Source organism: Pseudomonas sp. B21-017 (genome assembly GCF_024749245.1).
In the GTDB taxonomy this organism is placed as follows: domain Bacteria; phylum Pseudomonadota; class Gammaproteobacteria; order Pseudomonadales; family Pseudomonadaceae; genus Aquipseudomonas.
Map to the genome: position 1 here is coordinate 499,676 of NZ_CP087194.1, position 26,183 is coordinate 525,858.

At 60.6% G+C, this 26,183-nt stretch carries 19 protein-coding genes; 16 read left to right on the forward strand and 3 right to left on the reverse strand.

The window, feature by feature from the left end; translation table 11 throughout:
• Positions 1-82: 82 nt before the first annotated feature.
• The gene (aceF, locus tag LOY28_RS02220; RefSeq protein WP_138866681.1) at positions 83-2,050 is read right to left on the reverse strand and encodes a dihydrolipoyllysine-residue acetyltransferase; all 1,968 of its coding nucleotides are present in this window, start codon (positions 2,048-2,050) and stop codon (positions 83-85) included.
• An 11-nt stretch (positions 2,051-2,061) separates the two neighbouring features.
• The gene (gene aceE, locus LOY28_RS02225) at positions 2,062-4,707 is read right to left on the reverse strand and encodes a pyruvate dehydrogenase (acetyl-transferring), homodimeric type (protein WP_018928562.1); all 2,646 of its coding nucleotides are present in this window, start codon (positions 4,705-4,707) and stop codon (positions 2,062-2,064) included.
• A 383-nt stretch (positions 4,708-5,090) separates the two neighbouring features.
• On the opposite strand from aceE, the gene glnE reads away from it, so the two are divergent.
• The 16 genes from glnE (at position 5,091) to LOY28_RS02305 (ending at position 24,152) form a co-directional block, all read left to right on the forward strand.
• Complete coding sequence (gene glnE / locus LOY28_RS02230; RefSeq protein WP_258613002.1) at positions 5,091-8,030, forward strand: bifunctional [glutamate--ammonia ligase]-adenylyl-L-tyrosine phosphorylase/[glutamate--ammonia-ligase] adenylyltransferase; 2,940 nt, start codon at positions 5,091-5,093, stop codon at positions 8,028-8,030.
• A gap of 306 nt (positions 8,031-8,336) precedes the next feature.
• Positions 8,337-9,371 (forward strand): lipopolysaccharide heptosyltransferase II, encoded by a 1,035-nt coding sequence (gene waaF / locus LOY28_RS02235; protein WP_018928560.1) that lies wholly within the window; start codon positions 8,337-8,339, stop codon positions 9,369-9,371.
• 1 nt (position 9,372) lies between these two features.
• Positions 9,373-10,434 carry a lipopolysaccharide heptosyltransferase RfaC gene (rfaC, locus tag LOY28_RS02240; RefSeq protein WP_258613003.1) on the forward strand — a complete coding sequence of 354 codons (1,062 nt, stop codon included), beginning with the start codon at positions 9,373-9,375 and terminating at the stop codon, positions 10,432-10,434.
• On the forward strand, positions 10,434-11,555 hold the full coding sequence (locus LOY28_RS02245) for a glycosyltransferase family 4 protein (RefSeq protein ID WP_018928558.1): 1,122 nt from the start codon (positions 10,434-10,436) through the stop codon (positions 11,553-11,555). The genes rfaC and LOY28_RS02245 overlap by 1 nt, the downstream gene beginning before the upstream one ends.
• Complete coding sequence (gene rfaP, locus LOY28_RS02250) at positions 11,555-12,361, forward strand: lipopolysaccharide core heptose(I) kinase RfaP (protein ID WP_018928557.1); 807 nt, start codon at positions 11,555-11,557, stop codon at positions 12,359-12,361. Before LOY28_RS02245 ends, rfaP begins: the two co-directional genes overlap by 1 nt.
• Complete coding sequence (locus LOY28_RS02255) at positions 12,361-13,095, forward strand: lipopolysaccharide kinase InaA family protein (protein WP_018928556.1); 735 nt, start codon at positions 12,361-12,363, stop codon at positions 13,093-13,095. The genes rfaP and LOY28_RS02255 overlap by 1 nt, the downstream gene beginning before the upstream one ends.
• Positions 13,092-13,844, forward strand: a complete 753-nt coding sequence (locus tag LOY28_RS02260) for a lipopolysaccharide kinase InaA family protein (protein ID WP_018928555.1) — start codon at positions 13,092-13,094, stop codon at positions 13,842-13,844. Before LOY28_RS02255 ends, LOY28_RS02260 begins: the two co-directional genes overlap by 4 nt.
• The gene (locus LOY28_RS02265; protein WP_018928554.1) at positions 13,844-15,295 is read left to right on the forward strand and encodes a lipopolysaccharide kinase InaA family protein; all 1,452 of its coding nucleotides are present in this window, start codon (positions 13,844-13,846) and stop codon (positions 15,293-15,295) included. The genes LOY28_RS02260 and LOY28_RS02265 overlap by 1 nt, the downstream gene beginning before the upstream one ends.
• A gap of 168 nt (positions 15,296-15,463) precedes the next feature.
• Positions 15,464-15,799, forward strand: coding sequence for a YceK/YidQ family lipoprotein (locus LOY28_RS02270; protein ID WP_081626544.1), 336 nt, complete (start codon positions 15,464-15,466; stop codon positions 15,797-15,799).
• A gap of 174 nt (positions 15,800-15,973) precedes the next feature.
• Complete coding sequence (locus LOY28_RS02275) at positions 15,974-17,731, forward strand: carbamoyltransferase (RefSeq protein ID WP_258613004.1); 1,758 nt, start codon at positions 15,974-15,976, stop codon at positions 17,729-17,731.
• Entirely contained in the window at positions 17,715-18,845 is a 1,131-nt protein-coding gene (locus tag LOY28_RS02280) for a glycosyltransferase (RefSeq protein WP_018928551.1), read from the forward strand. The genes LOY28_RS02275 and LOY28_RS02280 overlap by 17 nt, the downstream gene beginning before the upstream one ends.
• On the forward strand, positions 18,845-19,741 hold the full coding sequence (locus LOY28_RS02285; RefSeq protein ID WP_018928550.1) for an antimicrobial resistance protein Mig-14: 897 nt from the start codon (positions 18,845-18,847) through the stop codon (positions 19,739-19,741). The genes LOY28_RS02280 and LOY28_RS02285 overlap by 1 nt, the downstream gene beginning before the upstream one ends.
• 8 nt (positions 19,742-19,749) lie before the next feature.
• Positions 19,750-21,183, forward strand: coding sequence for a PIG-L deacetylase family protein (locus LOY28_RS02290; RefSeq protein WP_018928549.1), 1,434 nt, complete (start codon positions 19,750-19,752; stop codon positions 21,181-21,183).
• A 52-nt stretch (positions 21,184-21,235) separates the two neighbouring features.
• Positions 21,236-22,120, forward strand: a complete 885-nt coding sequence (locus tag LOY28_RS02295; RefSeq protein ID WP_018928548.1) for a DUF6625 family protein — start codon at positions 21,236-21,238, stop codon at positions 22,118-22,120.
• Positions 22,117-23,271 carry a glycosyltransferase family 4 protein gene (locus tag LOY28_RS02300; protein WP_018928547.1) on the forward strand — a complete coding sequence of 385 codons (1,155 nt, stop codon included), beginning with the start codon at positions 22,117-22,119 and terminating at the stop codon, positions 23,269-23,271. Before LOY28_RS02295 ends, LOY28_RS02300 begins: the two co-directional genes overlap by 4 nt.
• Positions 23,268-24,152, forward strand: a complete 885-nt coding sequence (locus LOY28_RS02305) for a glycosyltransferase (RefSeq protein ID WP_018928546.1) — start codon at positions 23,268-23,270, stop codon at positions 24,150-24,152. The genes LOY28_RS02300 and LOY28_RS02305 overlap by 4 nt, the downstream gene beginning before the upstream one ends.
• Before the next feature lie 136 nt (positions 24,153-24,288).
• Here the strand turns inward: LOY28_RS02305 and LOY28_RS02310 are convergent, their stop codons facing one another.
• Positions 24,289-26,154, reverse strand: a complete 1,866-nt coding sequence (locus LOY28_RS02310; protein ID WP_258613005.1) for an O-antigen ligase family protein — start codon at positions 26,152-26,154, stop codon at positions 24,289-24,291.
• Between the last annotated feature and the right edge of the window lie 29 nt (positions 26,155-26,183).

Consider the following 26,183-nt stretch of genomic DNA (forward strand, 5'->3'; position numbering starts at 1 on the left):
ATCGACGGGGTTGAGGTACGAGCGTGGCGCTCGGAAAACGTGGAACGCGATTGGCCCTCCGCCAGGGGAGGGCCAGTCGGTGTTACAGCAGGATGGTGCGGATGTCCGCCAGCAGGTCGCTCAGACGCTTGGTGAAGCGTGCAGCAGCGGCGCCGTTGATCACACGGTGATCGTAGGACAGCGACAGCGGTAGCATCAGTTTCGGCTGGAAGGCTTTGCCGTCCCAGACTGGCTGGATGGTTGCCTTGGAAACACCGAGGATCGCCACTTCCGGCGCGTTGACGATCGGCGTGAAGCCGGTGCCGCCAATGTGGCCGAGGCTGGAAATGGTGAAGCAGGCGCCTTGCATCTCGTCCGACGAAAGCTTCTTGGTCCGGGCTTTCTCAGCCAGGGAAGCAGCTTCGGCGGCCAGTTGCAGGAGGCTCTTCTGGTCGACGTTCTTGATGACCGGTACCAGCAGGCCATCCGGGGTGTCGACGGCGAAGCCGATGTTCACGTATTTCTTGCGGATGATCGCTTTGCCGCTTGGTGCCAGCGAGCTGTTGAAGTCCGGCAGTTCCTTGAGCAGGTGTGCGCAGGACTTGAGCAGCAGCGGCAGGATGGTCAGCTTGACGCCGGCCTTCTCTGCAACGGCTTTCTGGGCGTTACGGAACGCCTCCAGCTCGGTGATATCCGCCGAGTCGAATTGCGTCACGTGCGGCACGTTCAGCCAGCTGCGGTGCAGGTTGGCAGCGCCGACCTGCATCAGGCGTGTCATCGGCACTTCTTCGATTTCGCCGAAGCGGCTGAAGTCCACGACCGGAATCGGCGGGATGCCCGCGCCGCCGGTTGCACCAGCTGCAGCGGCCGGAGCTTCCTTGGCCTTCTGCATCATGGCCTTGACGTAAACCTGAACGTCTTCCTTCAGGATGCGACCGTGCGGACCGCTGGCGCCGACAGCGCTCAGCTCGACGCCGAACTCGCGAGCCAGTTGACGCACGGCAGGGCCGGCGTGAACTTTCGCGCCAGGCTTGGCAGGAGCAGCAGCCGGGGCAGCAGCAGGAGCGGCGGCAGCCGGAGCGGCAGCGGCAGGCGCTGGAGCACTCGGCGCGGCAGCGGCAGTCGGAGCCGGGGCTGCAGCAGGTGCCGCGCCTTTGACTTTCAGCTTCAGGATCAGGTCGCCGGTACCGACTTCGTCATCCAGCTTGATGGAAATGCTTTCCACCACGCCAGCGGCAGGCGATGGGATTTCCATGCTCGCCTTGTCGGATTCCAGGGTGATCAGCGACTGATCGGCGGCAACAGTGTCGCCAGCCTTGACCAGTACTTCGATGATCTTGGCCTTGCCCGCCGAACCGATGTCCGGGACGTGAATGTCCTGAACGCTGTCGGCAACCGGTGCAGCCGGAGCCGCGGCGGCTGGCGCCGGAGCAGCGGCAGCAGGCGCAGCAGCCTGGGCAGGAGCGGCAGCAGCAGGGGCCGCAGCACCCGCCACTTCCAGATCCAGAATCAGGTCGCCCGTGCCGACTTCGTCGTTGAGCTTGACGCTGATGGCCTTGACCACGCCAGCAGCGGGCGAAGGGATTTCCATGCTGGCCTTGTCGGATTCCAGGGTGATCAGCGACTGATCAGCCTCGACGGTGTCGCCGACCTTGACCTGGATCTCGATGATCTGGGCCTTGCCCGACGAACCGATGTCCGGCACGTGCACTTGCTGGATGCTGGCAGCAGCCGGCGCGGCAGCAGGCGCCGCTGGCGCAGGTGCGGCAGCCGGTTTGGCTTCAGCTTTGGCAGCTGGCGCAGCAGCCGCAGCAGCCGCAGGGGCTGGCGCAGCGGCACCTTCGACTTCCAGTTCCAGCAGTTCGTCGCCTTCTTTCAGGCGATCGCCCAGCTTCACTTTCAGGCTCTTGATGATGCCGGCCTTAGGCGCAGGCACTTCCATGCTCGCCTTGTCCGATTCCAGCGTCAGGATGCTCTGATCGGCTTCGATACGGTCGCCGACCTTCACAAACAGTTCAATTACTTCACCTTCACCGCTGCCGATGTCAGGTACGCGAATGAGTTCGCTCACAGAGTGTCTCCTCAGCAGTCCAGTGGGTTGCGTTTTTCCGGGTTGATGCCGAACTTGGCGATGGCTTCAGCCACCACTTTAGGTTCGATGTCACCACGGTCAGCCAAGGCTTCCAGGGCTGCCAACACCACGAAATGACGGTCTACTTCGAAGAAGTGACGCAGCTTCTTGCGGCTGTCACTGCGGCCGAAACCATCGGTGCCCAGGACTTTGAATTCCTTGGACGGGACCCACTGACGAATTTGTTCAGCGAACAGCTTCATGTAGTCGGTAGAGGCAATGACCGGACCTTTACGGCCGTTCAGGCACTCTTCGACGTAGCTCAGCTTAGGCTTCTGGCCAGGGTGCAGACGGTTAGTGCGTTCAACGGCCAGGCCATCGCGACGCAGTTCGTTGAAGCTGGTAACGCTCCATACGTCGGCGCCGACGTTGAACTCTTCACGCAGGATCTTCGCCGCTTCACGGACTTCACGCAGGATGGTGCCGGAGCCCATCAGCTGAACGTGGTGCGCCGCTTCGCGGGTGTCTTCCTCGAGCAGGTACATGCCTTTCTTGATGCCTTCTTCGGCACCGGCCGGCATGGCTGGCTGCTGGTAGGACTCGTTCATTACGGTGATGTAGTAGAAGACGTCCTGTTGCTCTTCGGTCATCTTCTTCATGCCGTCCTGAATGATCACCGCCAGCTCGTAGCCGTAGGTTGGATCGTAGGTGCGGCAGTTCGGGATGGTCGCGGCCAGCAGGTGGCTGTGACCGTCTTCGTGTTGCAGGCCTTCACCGTTCAGGGTGGTACGGCCGGCGGTGCCGCCGATCAGGAAGCCACGGGTACGGCTGTCGCCAGCGGCCCAGGCCAGGTCGCCAATACGCTGGAAGCCGAACATCGAGTAGAAGATGTAGAACGGCAGCATCGGCTGGTTGTGGCTGGAGTACGAAGTACCGGCAGCGATGAAGGAGCTCATGGCGCCCGCTTCGTTGATGCCTTCTTCGAGGATCTGGCCCTTCTGGTCTTCCTTGTAGAACATCACCTGGTCTTTATCGACTGGCTCGTAGAGCTGGCCGACGGAGGAGTAGATGCCCAACTGACGGAACATGCCTTCCATACCAAAGGTACGGGCTTCGTCCGGGATGATCGGTACGATGCGCGGGCCGATTTCCTTGTCCTTGACCAGTTGCGCGAGGATCCGCACGAAGGCCATGGTGGTGGAAATTTCACGGTCGCCCGAGCCGTCCAGGATCGCCTTGAGGGTGTCCAGTGGAGGGGTAGGGATGTTGAAGCTCTTGGCGCGACGCTGAGGAACGAAACCGCCCAGTGCGGTACGGCGCTCGGCCAGGTAGCGGGCTTCGGCGCTGCCTTCTTCCGGTTTGAAGAATGGCAGGTTCTCCAGCTCTTCGTCCCTGACCGGAATGTCGAAACGATCGCGGAACAACTTCAGGCTGTCGACATCGACTTTCTTGGTGTTGTGCGCAGTGTTTTTCGCTTCGCCAGCACCGGTGCCATAACCCTTGATGGTCTTGGCCAGGATGACGGTCGGTTGTTCCTTGTGGTTGACCGCTTCGTGGTATGCCGCGTAGACCTTGTACGGGTCGTGGCCGCCACGGTTGAGCTTCCAGATCTCGTCGTCGGACAGATCGGCAACCATCGCCTTGAGTTCTGGCGAGTTGAAGAAGTGTTCACGCACGAACGCGCCGTCTTTGGCTTTGTAGTTCTGGTACTCGCCGTCGATGACTTCGTCCATGCGGCGTTGCAGGATGCCGTCGACGTCCTTGGCCAGCAGTGGGTCCCAGAAGCGGCCCCAGATGACTTTGGTCACGTTCCACTGAGCACCGCGGAACACGCCTTCGAGTTCCTGGATGATCTTGCCGTTGCCGCGAACCGGGCCGTCGAGGCGCTGCAGGTTGCAGTTGATGACGAAGATCAGGTTGTCCAGCTTTTCGCGGCCGGCCAGGGAGATCGCGCCCAGGGATTCCGGCTCGTCGCACTCGCCGTCGCCCAGGAAGCACCAGACTTTCTGTTTGCCTGGCTGGATGAAGCCACGGTGTTCCAGGTACTTCATGAAGCGTGCCTGGTAGATCGCCTGGATCGGGCCCAGACCCATGGATACGGTCGGGAACTGCCAGAAGTCAGGCATCAGCCATGGGTGTGGGTAGGACGACAGGCCCTGACCGTCGACTTCCTGGCGGAAGTTGTTCATCTGGTCTTCGGTGATGCGGCCTTCCATGAATGCACGGGCGTAAACGCCTGGCGAGGTGTGGCCCTGGAAGTAGATCAGGTCGCCGCCGTGTTCGTCGGTCGGGGCCTGGAAGAAATAGTTGAAGCCGATGTCGTACAGGGTTGCGCTGGAGGCGAAGCTGGAGATGTGACCGCCCAGGTCAGAATCTTTCAGGTTCGTGCGCATCACCATGGCCATCGCGTTCCAGCGTACCAGCGAGCGAATGCGGCGTTCCATGAACAGGTCGCCAGGCATGCGTGCTTCGTGGGTAACGGGAATGGTGTTGCGGTATGGCGTGGTGATGGCGTAAGGCAATTGCGAACCGCTACGGGTTGCGAGTTCGCCCATACGGGTCATCAGATAGTGAGCACGGTCTTCGCCTTCTTTGTCGAGAACCGATTCCAGGGCGTCCAGCCATTCCTGGGTTTCGACGGGATCGAGGTCTTGCATGGCTTGCTCCAGGGCGGAAAGGCTTCCAGAATCGGTTGCCTGAGTTTGCGACTGGCCTTGTGGGCAGACGATATAAATTCTTGGATTGCCGATAGGTTGTTCCGGCGGCGTGTAGTTTTACTACAAATCTTCGGGCATTTCAGCCTTTCGAATGTATATACGAGTAGTAAAACTACAGATGATTGGCTTGTGGCCTCCGGCTGCGTTGTGAGAATAATCGTTAAGGTTGGTCTTTTGCCAATCGAAAAAGGTGGAAGCTTGATGATCGCTGCCAAAAAAAAAGAAATTTCAGCTATTTCTAACCTTTGTTCGACAGTCAGTCGCGTAGCGTGTTTTCACGAATCACTACATGCAGCCCTTCACACGCCGATCAAGGATAGACCATGAGCCTCCCTTCGCTTGCCGAACTGCCCGATGGGCTCCTGCCGTTAGTCACCCGCGCCGAGCAGTCGTTTCGTACGACGGTCGGGGTCCTTCCCGATGACCATGGCCTGTCTGCCTGGACGCCTGAGCGCTGGGTGCAATTTGCCCGCGTCGCCGCTGCCAGCGACTTTGTGATTGAACAGAGTCTGCGTGACCCTTTGATGTTGCTGGAACTGGTGCAGTCCGGCGAACTGGACCGCGCCTTGGCACCGGGCGAGTTGTGCGCACAGATCGCCATGGCGGTGAGCGCCGCCGAAACCGACGACCAGCTAGGCCGTGCCCTGCGCCGCCAGCGTAATCGTCACCAGGTGCGGATCATCTGGCGCGACCTGACTCGCCAGGCCGATCTGGTGCAGACCTGTCGCGACCTCTCGGACATGGCCGATGCCAGCATCGATCAGGCCTATCAGTGGTTGTACTCGCGGCATTGCCAGCAGTTCGGTGTGCCCACCGGGCGGCGCAGCGGCGAGCCGCAGCAGATGGTCATCCTCGGCATGGGCAAGCTCGGCGCGGTGGAGTTGAACCTGTCGTCGGACATCGACCTGATCTTTGCCTACCCCGAGGGCGGCGAAACCGTCGGCGTGAAACGTTCGCTGGATAACCAGGAGTTTTTCATTCGCCTCGGCCAGCGTCTGATCAAGGCGCTGGACCCGATGACTGTCGACGGTTTTGTGTTCCGCGTCGACATGCGCCTGCGGCCTTATGGTTCGTCCGGCGCTCTGGTGCTGAGCTTCAATGCGCTGGAGCAGTATTACCAGGATCAGGGCCGTGACTGGGAACGCTACGCGATGATCAAGGCGCGGGTGGTGGCTGGCGATCAAGTGGCTGGCGCCCAGTTGCTCGAGATGCTGCGGCCGTTCGTTTACCGGCGTTACCTGGACTTCTCGGCCATCGAAGCGCTGCGCACCATGAAGCAGTTGATCCAGCAGGAAGTCCGGCGCAAGGGTATGGCCGACAACATCAAGCTTGGCTCCGGCGGCATCCGTGAAGTCGAGTTTATCGCCCAGGCCTTCCAGCTGATTCACGGTGGTCGCGACCTGAGCCTGCAGCAGCGTCCTCTATTAAAAGTACTGAGCACCCTGGAGGGGCAGGGCTATCTGCCGCCGGCGGTGGTCAGCGAACTGCGCCAAGGCTACGAATTCCTGCGTTACACCGAGCACGCGATTCAGGCAATTGCCGACCGCCAGACCCAGATGTTGCCGGACGGCCCGCAGGATCAGGCGCGCATTGCCTTCATGCTCGGGTTTGCCAACTGGACGGCATTCCACGAACAACTGATGTACTGGCGTGGCCGGGTGGCCTGGCACTTTGGTCAGGTGATTGCCGATCCCGATGAAGAGCAGGGCACCGAGAGCGAAGTGGTGGTCGGCGGGGAATGGCTGCCGCTGTGGGAAGAAGCCCAGGACGAAGAAGCCGCGTGCCGCCAGCTCGAAGAGGGCGGTTTCGCCGATGCCGCCAAGGCGCTGAAAGCATTGGCCAGTCTGCGCAGCAGTCCGCAATTGCGTGCCATGCAGCGCCTGGGGCGGGAACGCCTCGATGCTTTTATACCGCGCTTGCTCGCCCAGGCCGTGGAGCACGCCAATCCCGATCTGGTGCTGGAGCGCGTGCTGCCACTGGTTGAAGCGGTGGCGCGGCGTTCCGCCTATCTGGTGCTGCTGACCGAAAACCCCGGTGCGCTGCGCCGTCTGCTGACACTGTGCGCGGCGAGCCCGTGGATTGCCGAACAGATCACGCGCTTCCCGTTGCTGCTCGACGAATTGCTCAACGAAGGCCGGCTGTTCAAGCCGCCACTGGCGCCGGAACTGGCGGCCGAGTTGCGCGAGCGTCTGACGCGGATTCCCGAAGACGACCTCGAACAACAAATGGAAGCCCTGCGGCATTTCAAACTGGCGCACCGCTTGCGTGTCGCAGCTTCGGAAATTGCCGGTAGCCTGCCGTTGATGAAAGTCAGCGATTACCTGACCTGGCTTGCCGAAGCGATCCTCGAACAAGTGCTGGCCCTGGCCTGGCGCCAGACGGTGGCCAAGTACGGTACACCGCTGCGCACCGATGGCAGCGTGTGCGACCCTGGATTCATCATTGTCGGTTACGGGAAAGTCGGCGGCCTGGAATTGGGGCACAGTTCGGACCTGGACCTGGTGTTCATCCATGACGCGGATCCGCAAGCGGAAACCGACGGCCCGAAACCCATCGACGGTGCACAGTTCTTTACCCGGCTCGGGCAGCGGATCATTCACTTGCTGACGGCTCAGACCAACTCCGGTCAGCTATATGAAGTGGACATGCGCCTGCGGCCGTCCGGTGCTTCCGGTTTGCTGGTGAGTTCATTGGGCGCGTTTGCCCGGTATCAGGAGAACGAGGCCTGGACCTGGGAGCACCAGGCGCTGGTGCGGGCGCGGGTGCTGGTGGGTAGTCAGGATGTCGGCCAGGCGTTCGAGAAGGTCCGCGCGACGGTATTGGCCAAATCGCGGGACCTGTCGACCTTGCGCCAGGAGGTCAGCGAGATGCGCGCCAAGATGCGCGATAACCTCGGCAGCAAGAGCACTGCGGCAGGCACGGCGGCAAATGCCTTCGAGGCCACGGCGCCGTTCGATCTCAAGCAGGACGCTGGAGGTATCGTCGATATTGAATTTATGGTGCAATACGCGGCTCTGGCGTGGTCTGAAACACATCCGTCATTGCTGCGCTACACCGACAATATCCGCATTCTGGAAGGGCTGGAGGAGGAAGGGTTGATACCCGCCGAAGACGCCAGCCTGTTGCGTGAGGCTTATAAAGCCTACCGCTCCGCCGCTCACCGGGAGGCCTTGCAGAAGGACTCCGGGGTAATACCGGGCGATCAGTTCGTGGATGAGCGACGGCAGGTCATGCGGATCTGGCGTGAGCTGGGGTTAAGCTGAAGCTGACAAGAGTGTGGCAGGCTTTTGTGGCGAGGGAGCTTGCTCCCGCTGGAGTGCGAAGCACTCCCATATCAGATTGTGCGGTCCGCCAGATTAAAACGCAGTGGCAGTTTTGGTGCTGCTTCGCAGCCCAGCGGGAGCAAGCTCCCTCGCCACAGAGGGTTATGCTAACTAACATGGATGTGTATTAAATTTATTCGACGAGCCCCAGCCGGCTCGTCCAAATGACCTGGCGGCTCACCCCGCAGGTGCTGGATTCTCGAGGCGGGGAGGCGTATGCCTCCCCGGTTCGTTTTTGGAAACCACATGAAAATTCTGATCGTTGGGCCCAGTTGGGTCGGTGACATGGTGATGGCGCAGACACTTTTTCAGTGTCTCAAACAACGCCACCCGCAGTGCGAAATCGACGTGCTGGCCCCCGAGTGGAGCCGGCCGATCCTCGAGCGCATGCCCGAAGTACGCCAGGCCTTGAGCTTCCCGCTCGGCCACGGCGTGCTGGAACTGGCGACGCGTCGGCGCATCGGTAAATCCCTGGCCGGTCAGTACGACCAGGCCATCCTGCTGCCCAATTCGCTGAAATCGGCCCTGGTGCCGTTTTTTGCCGGCATCCCGAAACGCACCGGCTGGCGTGGCGAGTTCCGCTACGGCCTGCTCAATGATGTGCGCACGCTCGACAAAGAGCGTTATCCGTTGATGATCGAGCGCTTCATGGCCCTGGCCTTTGAGCCTGGCATCGAGCTGCCGAAACCTTATCCACGGCCGAGCTTGCAGATCGATCCGGTGACTCGCGACGGCGCGCTGGCCAAGTTCGGCCTGGCCCTTGACCGTCCGGTGTTGGCGCTGTGCCCTGGCGCCGAGTTCGGCGAGTCCAAGCGCTGGCCATCCGAGCACTATGCCAAGGTCGCCGAGGCGAAGATTCGTGAAGGCTGGCAAGTCTGGTTGTTCGGCTCGAAAAACGATCACGCGGTGGGCGAAGACATTCGTGGGCGGTTGATTCCGGGGCTGCGTGAAGAGTCGGTAAACCTCAGTGGCGGCACTTCCTTGGCCGAGGCCATCGATCTGCTGTCCTGCGCCGACGCGGTGGTCTCCAACGACTCCGGCCTGATGCACGTGGCTGCCGCGCTGAACCGCCCGTTGGTGGCGGTGTACGGCTCGACGTCGCCGGGTTTCACGCCACCGCTGGCCGAGCATGTCGAGATCGTGCGCCTGGGCATCGAATGCAGTCCGTGCTTCGATCGCACCTGCCGTTTCGGTCATTACAACTGCTTGCGCCAGCTCATGCCCAAAGCGGTGAACGAAGCCTTGCAGCGTTTGCTGGGCACTGTGGTCGAGGTCAAATAGTTTGCGGGTACTGTTGATCAAGACTTCTTCGCTGGGCGACGTGATTCACGCGTTGCCAGCGTTGACCGATGCGGCGAGAGCGATCCCCGGCATCAAGTTCGACTGGGTGGTGGAAGAAGGTTTCGCCGAGATTCCGACCTGGCACCCGGCCGTGGGCAAGGTGATTCCGGTGGCGATCCGTCGCTGGCGCAAGAACATCTGGCAGACCATCAAGAGTGGCGAGTGGAAGCGCTTCAAGCAAAGCGTTCGCGCGACGAAATACGACTTGGTGATCGATGCCCAGGGCCTGCTGAAAAGTGCGTTGCTGACGCGCTATGCCAAAGCGCCGGTGGCCGGACTGGACAAGAATTCGGCCCGCGAACCGATCGCCGCGCACTTCTATTCCCGGCGTCTGGCCGTGGCCCGTGGGCAGCACGCGGTTGAGCGAGTGCGTCAGCTGTTCGCGGTGGCCCTGGGTTACGACCTGCCCAAAGGCCTGGGTGATTACGGTCTGAACGTCGAGCGGCTGGTGGAATTGCCGCGCAAGAATCCGTACGTGGTGTTTCTCCACGGCACCACCTGGGACACCAAGCACTGGCCTGAAGCTTATTGGCGCGAGCTGGCCGAGCGGGTGGGTTATCTCGGCGTGGCGGTGAAGCTGCCATGGGGCAACCCGGTCGAAAAAGCCCGCGCCGAGCGCATCGCCAAAGACATGAAACACGTCGAAGTGCTACCCAGGCTGAACCTGGCGGGTGTCGGCAAAGTCCTGGCCGGCGCGCAGGCGTGCGTGGCGGTGGACACCGGCCTCGGTCACCTGGCTGCGGCGCTGGACGTGCCGACCCTGTCGCTGTTCGGCCCGACCAATCCGGGCCTGACCGGCGCCTATGGCAAATCGCAGATTCACATGGCCAGCGACTTCCCTTGCGCACCGTGCCTGCAAAAGAAATGCACCTATCAACCGACGGCCGACGATGCCCGTCGGTTTGACCTGAAACGCGAGTGGCCCCTGTGCTTCACGCGTCTGAATCCCGAGCGTGTCGCGAGCCGACTGAGCACGTTGTTACTGGCTGAGGAGCTGCGCTGATGCAATTGGCATTTGTCCTGTACAAGTACTTTCCCTTTGGCGGCTTGCAGCGTGACTTCATGCGCATCGCCCTTGAATGCCAGCAGCGCGGCCATCAAATTCGTGTCTACACGTTGATCTGGGAAGGCGACATCCCGCCGGGCTTCGAAGTGTTGGTGGCGCCGGTCAAGGCGTTCTTCAATCATCGGCGCAACGAGAAACTCACCGAATGGATGGAGGCCGATCTGGCCAAGCGCCCGGTGGATCGCCTGATCGGTTTCAATAAAATGCCGGGCCTGGACGTTTACTACGCCGCCGACGGCTGCTTCGAAGACAAGGCGCAAAACCTGCGCAACTCGCTGTACCGTCGCTGGGGCCGCTACCGGCACTTCGCCGAGTACGAGCGCGCGGTGTTCGCCAAAGATGCCAAGACCGAAGTGCTGATGATTTCCGAAGTCCAGCAGCCGCTGTTCATCAAGCATTACGACACACCGCTGGAGCGCTTCCATTTGCTGCCACCCGGCATTGCCCAAGACCGTCGTCGCCCCGCGAACGCGGATGAAATTCGCGCCGGGTTCCGCGCCGAATTCAACCTGAAGGACGATGAGCTGCTGCTGGTGCAGATCGGTTCCGGGTTCAAGACCAAAGGCGTGGACCGTAGCCTCAAGGCACTGGCCGCGCTGCCCGCCGAGCTGAAAAAACGCACCCGGCTGTTTGTAATTGGCCAGGACGACCCCAAAGTATTCCAATTGCAGAGCGCCACATTGGGGCTCGGCGACAACGTGCAATTCCTCAAGGGCCGCAGCGATATCCCGCGCTTCCTGCTCGGTGCCGATCTGCTGATCCACCCGGCGTACAACGAAAACACCGGGACGGTATTGCTTGAAGCCCTGGTAGCCGGTTTGCCGGTGTTGGTGAGCGCGGTGTGTGGGTATGCCCATTACATCGCCGAGGCCGACGCGGGTCTGGTGCTGGACGAACCCTTCGATCAGGCGCAACTGACTCAGTACCTGACCGGCATGTTGAACGACACTGATGCACGGGCGGCCTGGAGCCGCAACGGTCTGGCCTTCGCCGAGACGGCCGACCTCTACAGCATGCCGCAGCACGCGGCCGATGTGATTCTGGCGGAGCACGCTTAATGAAGTTGATGCTGGCTGAACCGTTCAAGAGCCTCTGGGCTGGACGCGACCCGTTCGCCGAAGTCGAGGACCTCAAGGGCGAGGTGTACCGCGAGCTCGAAGCGCGCCGGACGCTGCGAACTGAAGTGGACGGCCACGGGTACTTCGTGAAGATCCACCGGGGTATCGGCTGGGGTGAGATTTTCAAGAACCTGCTGACCGCCAAGCTGCCGGTGCTGGGCGCGGGCCAGGAGTGGAAGGCCATTGAGCGCCTGCAAGAAGTCGGCGTGCCGACCATGACTGCCGTCGCTTATGGCGAAAAGGGCAGCAACCCGGCGGATCAGCATTCGTTCATCGTCACTGAAGAATTGGCGCCCACCGTCAGCCTTGAAGATTTCAGCATCGACTGGGTCAAGCACCCGCCGGAGCCAAAGCTCAAGCGCGCGCTGATCGCCGAAGTCGCGCGCATGACCGGCATGATGCACCGCGCCGGGGTCAACCATCGCGACTGCTACATCTGCCACTTCCTGCTGCACACCGATAAGCCGGTGACCTGCGATGACCTCAAGTTGTCGGTGATCGACCTGCACCGCGCCCAGGCCCGCCCGACGATTACCCGGCGCTGGCGCAACAAGGACCTGGCGGCGCTGTATTTTTCGGCGCTGGAGATCGGCCTGACCCGTCGCGACAAACTGCGTTTCCTCAAGGGGTACTTCCAGCAGCCCCTGCGCCAGATACTGGTTGAAGAAGCCGGGTTACTGGCGTGGCTCGAAGGCAAGGCCAACAAGCTCTACGAGCGTAAACAGCGCTACGGGGATGCGCTCTGATGTCGGGTTGGACACTGGAGCCGGCTTACAGCGATCTGGCAGAAGATTTCGGCAGTCTTGATGCGGTGTTTGCCCTCGAGGGCGAGCAACTGACCCATGATCCGCTGTCCGAAGTTATTCGCGTCCAGCGCAAAGGCGTCAACTATTACGTCAAACGCTACGTCAGTGCCGGCAAAGGCCTGCGGCGCTACCTGGGCAAACCTCGGGTCAAGGCCGAATGGCAGAACCTCAAGCGTTTCGCCAAGTGGGGCATTCCCACCGCAGAGGTTGTGGCCTGGGGGTTGGAGCGGCACGGTGTGACGTACGCCCGTGGGGCAATGATCACCCGCGAACTGCCGCATACCGAAGACTTGTCGGTCCTGGCTAATCGGCATGATCCGAAACTGGCGGACCGCGCCTGGGTTGATACCGTCAGTCGCCAATTGGCCGGTTACACCCGGACCATGCACGACAACCGTTTCACTCATAATGATTTGAAGTGGCGCAACCTGTTGGTCGACGATGAGGCCCGGCTGTTCCTGATCGATTGCCCCAACGGCGATTTCTGGCGCGGCTTCTGGCTCAAATACCGCATCACCAAAGACCTGGCCTGCCTCGACAAGGTCGCCAAGTATCACCTGTCGGCGACCCAGCGCCTGCGCTTTTACCTGCAATACCGCCAATGCGCCCGGCTCGATGCCGCGGACAAGAAACGCATTCGGCACGTGGTGAGATTTTTTGAGGGGCGCGAATGACTGATTTTCTGGCTGCTGAAGACCGCGCGCTGTTCGAGCGTCATGGTCTCGGCACCTTCGACGCGCTTTGGGCCAAACAGCTCGACGCGGTGGACGAGCCCAATACCGGTCGGGGTGGCTGGAGCAGTGTGTTTCGGCTGGATCTGGACGGTCATGGCTACTACCTCAAGCGCCAGAGCAACTACCTGACGCGCTCCCGGCATTCGCCCTTTGGCGAGCCGAGTTTTGCCCGTGAGTTTCGCAACATCAGTCGTTATCGGGCGCTGGGTATTCCGGCGCTGCAGGCGGCGTTTTTTGGTGAGCGCAAGGTCGACGGCGAAGTTCGGGCGATTCTGCTGACTCACGCGCTGGACGGTTGGGATGATCTGGATTCGCTGTTGCAGCGCTGGTCGGAGCTGAGTGCGATACAGCACTCGGCCATTCTCAAGGCCTGTGGGCAACTGGCGCGACGCCTGCATGGCAGGCGCCAGGTCCACGGTTGCTTTTACCCCAAGCACATTTTTCTTCAGGCCACCGGCGACGGCTATCAGGCGCAATTGATCGACCTGGAAAAAACCCGGCCGCTGTTTTTCGGCCGGCGTGATCGGGTCAAGGACCTGGAGCCGTTGCTGCGTCGGGCGCCGGAATGGAGCGACAGCCAGCTGCGCGAATTGTTGGCGGTTTATCTGGATCAGCCGCTGAACAGTTCGCGGGTGGACCGTTGGGTATCGCGCCTGAGTGCGCGGCGCAGTAACAAGGAGACGCGTTGATGCGTTTGTCCGAGCTGAAAAACGCCGGCCGTAGCCCGAGCCTGCCGCTGAGTATTCCACTGGCCGATGCCGCGGGGCCTGCCGATTTGCAGTTGCTGAGTCTGCTGCGGGTGTTGCCGGGACAGCGTTATGTTGGGGCTGGCGTCTGGCGTGGCCGGCCGGTGCTGGCCAAGTTGTTGGTCGGTGGCAAAGCGGCGCGGCATTTTCAACGCGAACTGGACGGTGTGCGTTTGCTGGCCGCTCAGGGGCTGACCACGCCGTTGTTATTGGCCGATGGCCTCAAGGACGGCGAGGGCGGTTGGCTGTTGTTCGATTTCCTTGAGGGTGCCGAGAGCCTGGGGGATGCCTGGAAGCAGGTCGAACACTTGCCCGCATTGGCGGATGAACAATCCGCGGTGCTGGCTGAGGCGTTGGGCGCCATCGGCCAACTGCACAGCAAAGGCCTGTGGCAGGAAGACCTGCACCTGGACAACCTGCTGCGCCATGGCGGTCAGTTGTATTTGATCGATGGCGCCGGTATCTGCGTCGAGACGGCGGGCAAGCCGCTGTCGCAACAGAAAGTCCTGGAAAACCTCGGGGTGTTCTTCGCCCAGTTGCCCAAAGTGCTGGAACCCTTCACCGAAGAGTTGCTGGTGTATTACCTGCTGAGTAATGGCGAACACGCGTTGCCGATGGAGGCGTTGCAAAAACAGATCGACAAGGTCCGTCGCTGGCGTTTGAAGGACTTTCTGATCAAGGTCGGCCGCGAATGCACGCTGTTCAGCGTCCAGCGTGGTGCGTTCGGCTTGCGGGCGATTCGCCGTGAGGAAGAGGCGGCGATGCTGCCGGTGCTGGCACAGGCCGACGCCTTGCTCGATCAGGGGCATCTGTACAAGACCGGCGGCGCGGCGAGCGTCGGCAAGGTCGAGGTGGCCGGGCGCACATTGGTGGTCAAGCGTTACAACATCAAAGGCTTTACCCACTGGCTCAAGCGTTTCTGGCGCCCGAGCCGCGCCTGGCACTCATGGCGCGAAGGCAATCGCCTGGCGTTCCTCGGTATTGCCACGCCAAAACCATTGGCGTTGCTGGAGAAGCGTTTTCTCTGGCTACGCGGCCGGGCGTACCTGGTGACCGAGTATTTGCCGGGGCCCGACATCATCGAGCGCTTCTCGCCGTACGTAGAAAGTGGAGAGGCGCCAGAGGCTGAGTTGCAGGCGCTGGATCACCTGTTTGCCGAGTTGATTCGCGAACGGATCAGTCATGGCGATTTCAAGGGCCATAACCTGTTCTGGCAACAGGATCGCTGGGCGCTGATCGACCTGGATTCGATGTGCCAGCATGGCTCGCTCAGCAGCTTCGCTCCAGCGTATGCGCGGGATCGGGCGCGGTTCATGCGCAACTGGCCCGAGAGCAGTGCGCTGTATCGTGTGATTGATCAGCGTCTGCCCAAAAATATCTCTAGCGCTGCTTGAATCGGGTCTTCGACCCCATCGCGGGCTTGCCCGCGATGGCGCCAGATCAGTCTCCCGAGAACTGGCGGACAAGTTCTTGTGAATTGTCCTACATGATCTGCAGAGCCCATGAACTGTGCCCTGAATAGCCACGATGCTAGTTTGCCTGACGTTCTCGGAGGGCAGATTTTGACGATAAAAATGGCTGTGATGTTGAGCTCTTTTTCACTGGCGCTGTCTGGCTGCGGGACCGCTGTCACGGTGCTGCAGGATGACGAAGACGCCGCTCGTGGCCTCAGAAAGCAAAAGACCTACTGTCAGTCCATTCCTCGCATCTACAGCGGTCTGGCTCACGACTTTTGTCTCCTGCACGCGCCGCCCGATCCCACGGGTATTCTGGTGCCGTTCGTATTGCTGGACTTGACCCTTTCGGGTGTATTCGACACGGTTTTCTTGCCCTATACGATTTACCGGCAAGCTGCCGACGGAAACATCAGGATTTACTGGCGGCCGGGTCGCGGATGAGCAAAGGCGAACGCTTGGGCTCGACGTCATCTTCACGGCGCCGATAAGGGCAGGGTCATTCCCGCCACGTTTACGCTATAATCCCGCCCTTTAGCTGTCTCTCGCCCCTTGCGAGGGCACATTAATTTTTGAGGCGCGTTGCGCCTGCATGCAGACTAAAGAGGCTAGACCCCTGTGGCATTGACGATTCTTGGCCTGTCCGGCGCCCTTAGCCATGATCCTTCCGCAGCCTTGTACATCGACGGCAAGCTGGTCGCGGCGGCTGAAGAAGAGCGTTTCGTGCGCGATAAACATGCAAAGAACCGCATGCCTTACGAATCGGCGAAATTCTGCCTCGAGCAGGCGGGCATCAAGCCATCCGACGTTGACGTGGTGGCGATTCCATTCGCGCCGATCAGCCTGTTCGGCAAGGCTCGCTGGCACTACGCCAAGCGCTACTGGTACGCCCCGGACCGCGCCCTCGACGCGATCCTGATGGGTAACCGTCGCTACAAGCGCTATCGCAACAAGATTGTCTGGTGCCTCGAGCAATTGGGTTTCGATCCGAAAAAGATCAAGATCGAGCCGGTCGAGCACCACTTGGCTCACGCCTCCAGCGCCTACCACTGCTCCGGTTTCAAAGAGAAAACCGCGATCCTGGGGATCGACGGCAAGGGCGAATACGCCACGACTTTCTTCGGTTATGGCGAAAACGGCAAGATCCACAAGATCAAGGAATTCTTCGATCCGGACTCCCTCGGCGGCCTGTACGGCGCGATCACCGAGTTCCTCGGCTTCGAAATGCTCGACGGTGAGTTCAAGGTCATGGGCATGGCGCCGTACGGCGACGCCAGCAAATACGATTTCTCGCGCCTGGCCTCGTTCGAAAACGGCGAACTGGTGATCAACACCGACTACGCCAACGTCATCGGCCTGCGTCGTTATAAAGAGAAGGGCAAGGGTTTCTACTTCTCGCCGAAGCTGATCGAGTGGCTGGGTCCGAAACGTGAAGGCGACATCGCCGACGAACCCTACATTCACTACGCCGCGAGCATGCAAGCGCTGTTCGAGAAACTGGCGCTGCAGATGATCGACCACTACCTGGGCGATGTGCTCATGGAAACCGGCAAGCTGGCCTTCGCCGGTGGTTGTGCGTTGAACGTCAAGCTGAACCAGAAAATCATCGCCCGCGATGACATCAAAGAACTGTTCGTCCAGCCTGCGTCCGGCGATGCCGGTACCGCGGTGGGTGCGGCGGCTTATGTGTCTCATGCCCGTGGTGTACCGGTCGAGAAGATGGAACACGTCTACCTCGGCCCGTCCTACAGCAATGAAGACGTGATCGCGGCCTGCGCCCGTCACGCCGACAAGCCCAAGTGGCGCAAGCTCGACAATATGCCGGAGCAGATCGCCAAAATCATGGTCGATGGCAACCCGGTGGCCTGGTTCCAGGGTCGCATGGAGTTCGGTCCGCGTGCCTTGGGCGGTCGTTCGATCATTGGCTGCCCGAGCGTGGCCGGCGTGGCGGACCGTATCAACCATCAGATCAAGTTCCGCGAGCGCTGGAGGCCTTTCTGCCCGTCGATGCTCGACACCGTTGCGCCGCAAATGATCAAGATCGATCACCCTGCACCGTTCATGACCTTCACCTTCGAAGTGGCTGAAGAGTGGAAAACCCGCGTGCCGGAAGTCGTCCATGAAGACGGCACGTCCCGGGCCCAGGTGCTCAAGCGCGAATACAACCCGCGCTACTACGACATGATGAAGGCGTTGGAAGTACTGACCGGCAACGGTGTGTCGCTGAATACTTCGCTCAACCGTCGTGGCGAGCCGATGATCTGCTCGCCGACCGACGCCTTGAACATGTTCTTCGGTTCCGACCTGCAGTACCTGATCATGGAAGACATTCTGGTGGTCAAAGAAGGCGCGGACGCTTATGACTCGCTCGGCTGAACGCCATGTGCTGCAGTTCTGTCACGGCTATGACGGGCCGTTTCTGGACTGCGCCCGGCAGTACGCCAGCCTGTTCGCGGGGACCGGTTATCGCGTGACCACGGTGTTCCTGACCGGGGCTGCCGATAGCCAAGTCGCCGCGAACTGTGCGTCCGACGAGGTGCTGTTCATGGAGTACAGCTCCAAGGCCATTCGTGGCCTGAAGCTGGGCGCCATCGGCGATCTGCGCAAGATCGCCGCATCGCGCAACTTCAGTTTCTGCATCGCTCATCGTTTCAAACCGATCTACATCGCCCTGCTCGGCACTTCGTTGCCGGTGATTGGCGTGCATCACGCGTTTGGTGATTACCAGCGCCGCACCCGCAAACTGTTCGCGCATATTTTCCGCAAACGCCTGAGCCTGCTCGGCGTCTCCGATGCGGTGCGTGACGACATGCGCCGTTGCTTGCCGAAATGGCCGCAGGCGCGGATTCAGACGCTCTATAACCGGATTGATGTACAGGCGTTACAGGCCAGTCAGGTGTCGGTTCGCGAGGCCCGGGAAACCCTCGGTCTGTCGATGGATGCCTGGATTGTCGGCAACGTCGGGCGCCTGCATCCGGACAAGGATCAGACTACGTTGTTGCATGGTTTTGCCACGGCATTGCCGGGGTTGCCGGCCAACAGTCAGCTGGTGATTCTGGGCAGCGGTCGGCTGGAGCAGGACCTCAAGGCCCTGGCGCGTGAACTGGGTATCGGCGATCGCGTGCTGTTCCTCGGTCAGGTGCCCGAGGCGCGTCGCTATTTCCGCGCTTTCGATGTGTTTGCCTTGAGTTCCGATCATGAACCGTTCGGCATGGTATTGCTGGAGGCCATGGCCGCCGGTGTGCCGTTGCTCGCCACCGCGTGTGGTGGCGCCAGGGAAGTGGTCGAAGGTGTGGGCATTCTATTTCCGCTGGGCGATGCCGGGCACCTGGCTCAAGGGCTGCAACATCTGGCCGCGATGGACGAGCAGCAACGCCGCCAGTGCGCCGAGCTGATGTTCGACCGCTTGCGTGAGCGCTTCTCCGATCGCGCGGTGCGCGATGCTTTCTGGCATTTGCCGCACGTTACCGAACTGGCACCGAGGGGCTGATGCTCAACCGATTTCAAGGCTGGCGCGAGCGTGGCTGGGTGCAGGTCGACGCCTCGACTTATGCACAAACCTGGCAGCGTTTTGGCGGCAGCGTCGCGACCCATCCCCTGGTAGTCGAACGTCTGGCACAGTTGGCCGACATTCCGGTGCGCTACCTGGCTTGGGAGCAGGACGGCGAAGTGAAAGCCGCCATCCCAACCTGGGGGCGCGACTTGGCGCTGTCCAAGGACGTGCTCAAGCGCACAGGTAAAAAGGGCCTGTTCGACCTCGGCAATGCCGAACTGATCCTCCCGGCCGCCGCCGATGCCCAGGCACCGCTGCGCCATCGGGGGCGTTACCTGTCGGCGCTGAGCGAAGGTCGTTTTACCGGTATCAAGCTGCAGACAGAACAACTGGCGCTGGCCCGCACGCCTGAAGAATTGTCGAAAAAGTTTCGCTACAACCAGCGCCGCGAGTTGCGTCTGCTGGAAGAGGCGGGCGGCGTGGTGCGGCCGGTTACCGAGTTTTCCAGCAGTGAACTGGCTGCGATCTATTGCGACCTGTTCCAGCGTCGCTGGGGCTTTCCGGCCACCGGTGCCGAGCGCATGGGCGAGGTGATCGAGTTGTTGCGCGAGTTGCTGATCGGCTCGGTGATTTTCCTCAACGACGCACCGATAGCGACTCAACTGGTGTACCGCGTCGAGGCGCCGGAATGGATCAGCGTCGAATACGTCAACGGTGGTGTCGATCCCGAGACCCGTGAATTCAGCCCCGGCAGCGTGCTGAGCTTCCTCAACACCCAAAGCGCCTGGGAACATGCTCGTGCGTTGGATAAGCCCCTGCGGTTTTCCTTTGGTCGAACCGACCGTGAGTACAAGGACCGTTGGTGCAATTCTGTGCCGGTCTTCACGGTATGAGCCAACCCATGAGCCGCAAACAGCAACTGCTCAAGCGCCATCGGCGCAACAAACGCATCGGCCTGTTGATTGCGTTGATGTTGCTGATCGCGATCGGCGGGCTGGTGGCCTGGTGGCTGCCGCTGGTGCTTGCGGTGCTGGGCTGGATCGCCCATGAGGCGTGGTTTGCCGACCATCTGTTTTATTCCCCCCAAGACGATTACCAATACAGCTTCCCGCCGTATACCCCGCAACCCAAGATTCATCTGGACGGTGAACGGCTACGGCTGGATGAGGGCGTCATGCTGGTCGATGACGCCACGCTGATACTGGCGCTGCGGGTGAAAAGTACTTGGCTGGGGCGCTTTATCGATCCGGTGGTCGAGTTGCTGGGGGGCGATAATCCCGACCGGCAAACTTTCGAGCGCGGTGTAAACGGGCTGCGTTATCTCAATCTCAGTGGTCAGGCAAGCGTGTTGTCGCAAGGTGAGTTGCGTCTACGTGGGCGTTTCTGCCGATTGCTCGGCGAGCCCGTGCTATGGGCGTTCGAGCAGCCGGACTACCGCCGTCAGCGAGTGATGGTGATTGCTCCCCATGCCGACGATGCAGAGCTGGCCGCCTACGGTCTGTACAGCCAGGCCGACGAAGCCTGGATCGTCACCCTGACCGCCGGTGAAATCGAAGCCGAACATTATCGACAGATGGGTCTGAGCACGGTCGAGGCAGCTCGTCTCAAAGGCCGTTTGCGAGCCTGGGATAGCATCGCCGTACCGCGTTGGGCCGGGGTGCCTGAAGCCCATTGCGTGCAGTTGGGGTATTTTTGCCTGCAACTGGCGGCGATGCAGGCGGCGCCGGCCACGCCGGTGGGTTCGCGCGAAGCGGATTTGAGTGACACCCGGTTGTTTCGTCAGTTGAATCCATTTGCCCTGCCGGGCGATGTCGACGGCGCGCCGACCTGGAACAATTTGCTGGCCGATCTGCGTGAACTGTTGCTGAGGGCGCGTCCGCAAGTGATCGTATTGCCGCACCCGACCCTCGACCCGCACCCGGATCACATCTGTGCCCAGGCAGCGGTTCTCGAAGCGTTGAGCGGGCTGGAGTGGCAGCCGACCACCGTGCTTGGCTATGCCAACCATCTGCATGACAATGATCGTTGGCCGATGGGTGATGCGGGTCATGGCATCGCCCTGCCGCCGACGTTCGATTTGGCAACGGCGATGCAGCCCTGTTGCCTGCCGATGCCTTTGGCGCGTCAGCGTGATAAAGCGATGGCGTTGGGCATGATGCACGACCTGCAACCGCCCATGCCGTTCAAGCGACGTTTGCGGCGGTTGATACAGTGGCTGCTGGCCAGTAGAGTGCCACCCGTCTATGGCGAGAACGAGTTCTTTCGCAAGGCGGTCAGGCGGCATGAGTTGTTCTGGGTTCTGAAGCATGGTGAAACATCTGTGAGGCAGAAATGAAGTATCGCGGCCCCTAGCATGGCGGCGTATCCAAGCAGTAGTGAGTATTTCTGTGATCAATCCATGCCCGCGTATCCTGTTCCTGATTCCGTATTTCGGTCATTGGCCGTTCTGGATGCCGTTTTTCCTCGAGAGTTGCCGACGCAACGCCGATATCGACTGGCTGCTGTTCAGTGATTGCGGCACTCCCGAGAACCTGCCGCCCAACGTGACTGTTGAAGCCATGAGTTTCAGCGAGTACTGCGCGCTGGTGTCACGGCGGTTGAATATCGACTTTGTGCCGGACGCGCCTTACAAGCTCTGCGACATCAAGCCGGCCCTGGGGCATATCCATGTCGACCGCCTGCAAGGCTATGATTTCTGGGCGTTCGGCGATATTGATCTGGTATTTGGTGATCTGCGACGTTATTTCACCGCTGATCGGTTGGCCAGTTATGACTTGTTCTCCACCCACGAGCGGCGGGTGGCAGGCCATCTCTGTTTGATGCGCAACACTGCCCGCAAACGTGAGTTGTTCATGCAGATCAAGGACTGGCAAACACGCTTTACCGATCAGGTGCATCACGCGCTGGATGAAGGCGCATTCAGTCGGATCTTCCTCTGGCGCAAGAATTTCCCCGAGCCACTGTTCTCCCTGGTGGGCAAGCTCAATCCGTGGCGTCGCCGCAGCGAATTCACCGAGGCGTTCAGTACCCCGGGCGGTTGCATCAAGTGGCACGACGGCACGGATGATTTTCCGCATCGCTGGTATTGGCGCGATGGTTGTTTGAGTAACGATCGTGATGGCGATCGTCGGTTTCCGTATTTCCACTTTGTCTGCTGGAAACGCAACGAGTGGTCACGGTTGTCCCCACCCGATCCGGCCGAGATCAGGCGCCTTGCCGCCGAGCCGGCCTGGGTCATCGATGCGACTGGTTTTCACCGGGGAGAGTTATGAGTCAACGGTCAAAGGTTCTGCAGTTGCAGCCTGACTACAACGTCAAAGCCCATGATTTTGCCGACCTCGCGGAGCAGATCGTCAAGGCCCTGCCGAGTGATCGCTATGAAGTGACCGCGGCGTTCCTGCGCGGCAAGCCAGGGCCTGGCGAGGCAGTGAGTCGCGCCGATCGTTCGGTATATTTCGAGTTTTCCGACAAGTCCCTCAAGGGCATGCGCCTGCGCGCCATGTGGCAGCTGTACAAGTTCTGCCGCACAGAAAAATTCGACGTGGTGATTTGCAATCGCTTCAAACCGGTGAACATGATGCTGGCGCTCAACCGTTGGTTGAAAGTACCGCTGTGCATCGGCATCTCCCACGGTTTTGGCGAGTACGACCGGTTTTACCGGCGCCGCCAGACCCAGCGCCTGATCGATCGCCATTGGCGCTTTGTCGGTGTGTCGCCAGCGGTCAAACAGTACCTGCTCGATTGCGACTGCGGCTTTACCGACCAGAATACCTACGCAATCACCAACGCCATCGACATCGAGCAGGCTGAAGGTTTGCAGCACCGCCGCGAGCGTGCCCGCGAGTTGTTGGGCATCGATCCCTCGGTGCGCTTGATCGGCGCATTGGGCCGACTGGTGCCGGTCAAGGGCCACACCTATCTGCTGCAGGCCTTTGCCACCCTCAAGGACAAATACCCGAACACCCAACTGGCAATCATTGGTGCGGGGCGTGAAGAGTCGCGCCTGGCCGCCGAGATCGAGCGCCTTGGGCTGACCGGTCGCGCGCACTTGCTGGGTTTCAAGGAAAACGCCTTGCAGTATGTTCGGGCGTTCGACATCTGGACCATGCCGTCCTTGGCTGAAGGCCTGGGGCTGGCATTGCTCGAGGGCATGAGCGGGCACCTGCCGGTGATTGCCTCGAACGTGCCGGCCATGTTGCCGCTGATTCAGGGCGCGGGCGGTCTGGCAATTACCCCGGCGGACGTGCCGACGCTGGTCGCAGCGCTGGAGAACTACCTGGGGCTGTCGGATGACGAGCTCAAGGCCAAGGGTGAACAGGCCTACCGCTATCTCCTGGAGCAACACGACATCGAGGTATTCCGCCAGGAGTACCTGAACCTGATCGACTCCGGCTTGAGTCAAGCCCGCAGGGAGCAACCATGAACGACGTGCAACCTCTCGTCACGGTCATCATCGCGTCGTACAACCACGGTCGCTATATCGAGGAAAGCATCCTCAGCGTCCTCACCCAGACCTACAAGAATATCGAGTTGCTGGTCATCGATGACGGCTCCAGCGATGACAGCGTCGAGCGCATCAATGCCTTGCAGGCGCAGCACGATTTCGATTTCCGGGTCCAGCAGAACCAGGGGCTGACCAACACCCTCAACGGCGCCATTGCGCGCTCAAAGGGCAGTTTGATCGTGCCGTTCGGGTCCGATGACATCATGTTGCCGGAGCGCATCGCCACCCAGGTGGCGTATATGGATGGCAAGCCCGAGGTCGGGATCTGCGCCGGCAACATCGAACTGATCGACGCCGACGGCAATCTCTATCCGGAGAAACGTCAGCGTCGAGATGTGCCGTTCCGTCGTCTGGACTTCGATGACATGTTCCTGGAGCGCAAGCCTTATCCGCCGGCGCCGACCCTGATGATCCGCCGTGAAGCGCTGGACAAGGTAGGCGGCTTCGATCCGAACATTCGCCTGGAGGACTTGCTAATCGAGTTGAAGGTGACCCGCGCCGGCTACTTCATCGATGGCCTGAATGTGCTGATGGCGCGCTATCGTAAGCACGCCACCAACTCCTACAAGAATAACCGCTTCATGATCGACAACATCCTGCGCTCCTACGCACTGTTCAGCGATCATCCGCTGTACGACGAGGTGCGCTACAAATTCCTCAGCTCGATGTTCCTGAAAACCTCCAATCGCGACCGCAAGCTGGCGCGCGAACTGCTGGCGCAGATACCGTTCAAGGCCTGGAACAAGAAGACCTGGCGCGGCCTGGGGCGGCTGTATTTCTCACCGCTGGAAAAAGACTGAGCCCACCCTGAGACGCGCAGCCATCGATGCCGGTATAGCGGCCCTCACCGGCATGCCTGAGGTGTCGGGAACAGGGCGGCGGTCACGATGGCCAGCAGGTAGGCCGCCAGCGCAATGAACGGGTTGGTTTCGACTATTAATGAGCCCGGGCGGGATGACTCCCGGTCAGTACTTGCCTGTGTAGGTTATCCACTGCAGATTTCGACGCCATCACGGCGTAGCCCTGAAGTAGCGCGCCAAAGTGGTCTTCGAACAGCCAGCGTCGATCCACGGCGTAACGCTGCATATGGCGCAGATTGCGCTTGCGCAGGGACAGGCTCAGCGATGACGGATAGATGCGCATGTCCGCCAGATCGATCAGGCCGAACTCACCGTCATCCAGTACCAGTACATTGCCCAGGTGCAGTGACCGGAAATAGACACCTTGTTCATGCAGTTGCGCCATGAACTTGCCGAAACGCTCAACCAGCGCCTGACGCACCGCGGGCGCGGTGATGCCTTGAAGAACCTGACGCAAAGTGCTGCCCGGCAGCGGTGAATAGTGTACGGCACTGCTACCGTCCTTGAGTCGATACAGGTCCAGAATTTGCGGGGTCGGGATACCCAGGTTGCGCAATTGCTCGCTGTTGGCGGCAAACCGTTCGGAATAGGGGTTGAAGCTACCCGAGGTGTACCAGCGACGGCGGCGGAACAACTTGAGGAAGCTGCCATCGACCAGGCGCAGGACTTTTGGCCCCAGCCCGTCTTCCTCGATCACCAGGGCACTGGCGGTCAACTGTTGCAGGGCGGCCGGCGTCAAGGTCCTGATCGGCATTGCCAATAGGCGCCTGGCCCGTTGGTTGATGCTTAATGCGGCGATCAGCGCCAGCGGAATCCACAGCAAAAACCAGTGCTCCTTGGGCCGGGAAATGATACCGCCGCCTTCGGTCAGGCCGGCGCCGATGCCGAATACCAGCCAGGTCGAGGCGATGATGAACAACGGCTGCAGGCGATACCGCCAGCTATTCAGCAAGCACCGGACCTGGAAGAACAGCCACGGCATCAAGCCGAAAATACCAACGTAATAGAGCACCCCCAAGGCGAAGCTATGAGGCTCCTGCAAGGTGTAGCCGATACCGGGGTCGAGAGTCAGGGTGGCGTTGTAGCCATGACCGATCCACGGGTGCTCGGCAATTTTTTGCAGGGCCAGCTGCCAGATTTCAAAGCGATAGGAGTCGCCGCGCTCGACGATCATCTGCGAAAACAGTACGGCAACCGCTGCGCCACCGATCAACAGGGTACCCAGCAATATGAAAGAACGACGGTTCCAGCTGATGAAACTCAGCCATAACGCAGCCAGTGTCAAAGCAACCAGCGGGGTTCTGGAGCCGGTGGCGATCACCGTGGCGAACATGATCGCCATCGCCGGGATGCTCAGCCAGAGCATCTGGCGACGCTTGCAGGTCATGCTTACGCTCAGCCAGTAGGTACAAAAAAAGCCGAATACGTGGGAGCTGAGCAGTGGGTTGTCGAATGCGCCGCTCCCGATCAGGCGCATGCCCGGCTCGTAGTGGCGGGTAAACATGAACAGGTTGTAGGCCGACGCGATCAGCCCGACCATTGCGGCACTGAACAGCAGGGGCTGGATGATCTCGCTTCGGTAGCGCACCAGCAGGTAGCAGCCAGCGAACAACAGCAGGGTGTGCAAAGCGGGTTTGAACTGACCGGTGACGCTTTGATCCATCGGCGGCCCCCAGCTCAGGCTGAGCAAGGCCCAGGCGGCGAACAACAGCACCGCGACGAAGATCGGTTCGCGCAGCAACTCTTTGAGTTCGCGGGGGCGCAGGCACAGGACAATAAACGATGGGATGCTGAACAGGCCATAAAACATCTTGTGATGCAGGCTGCGACCAGGCAGAAAGAACATCGCGCACAGCAGCAGGAAGTAGCCGAGTGGAAGAATCCAGAGGCAAATGAAATCGAAGACTCGATTGGATGTGTTGTTGAAGCCACTGAGTTGCATGCTGAGAGATTCAATCCTGAAGTTGATCG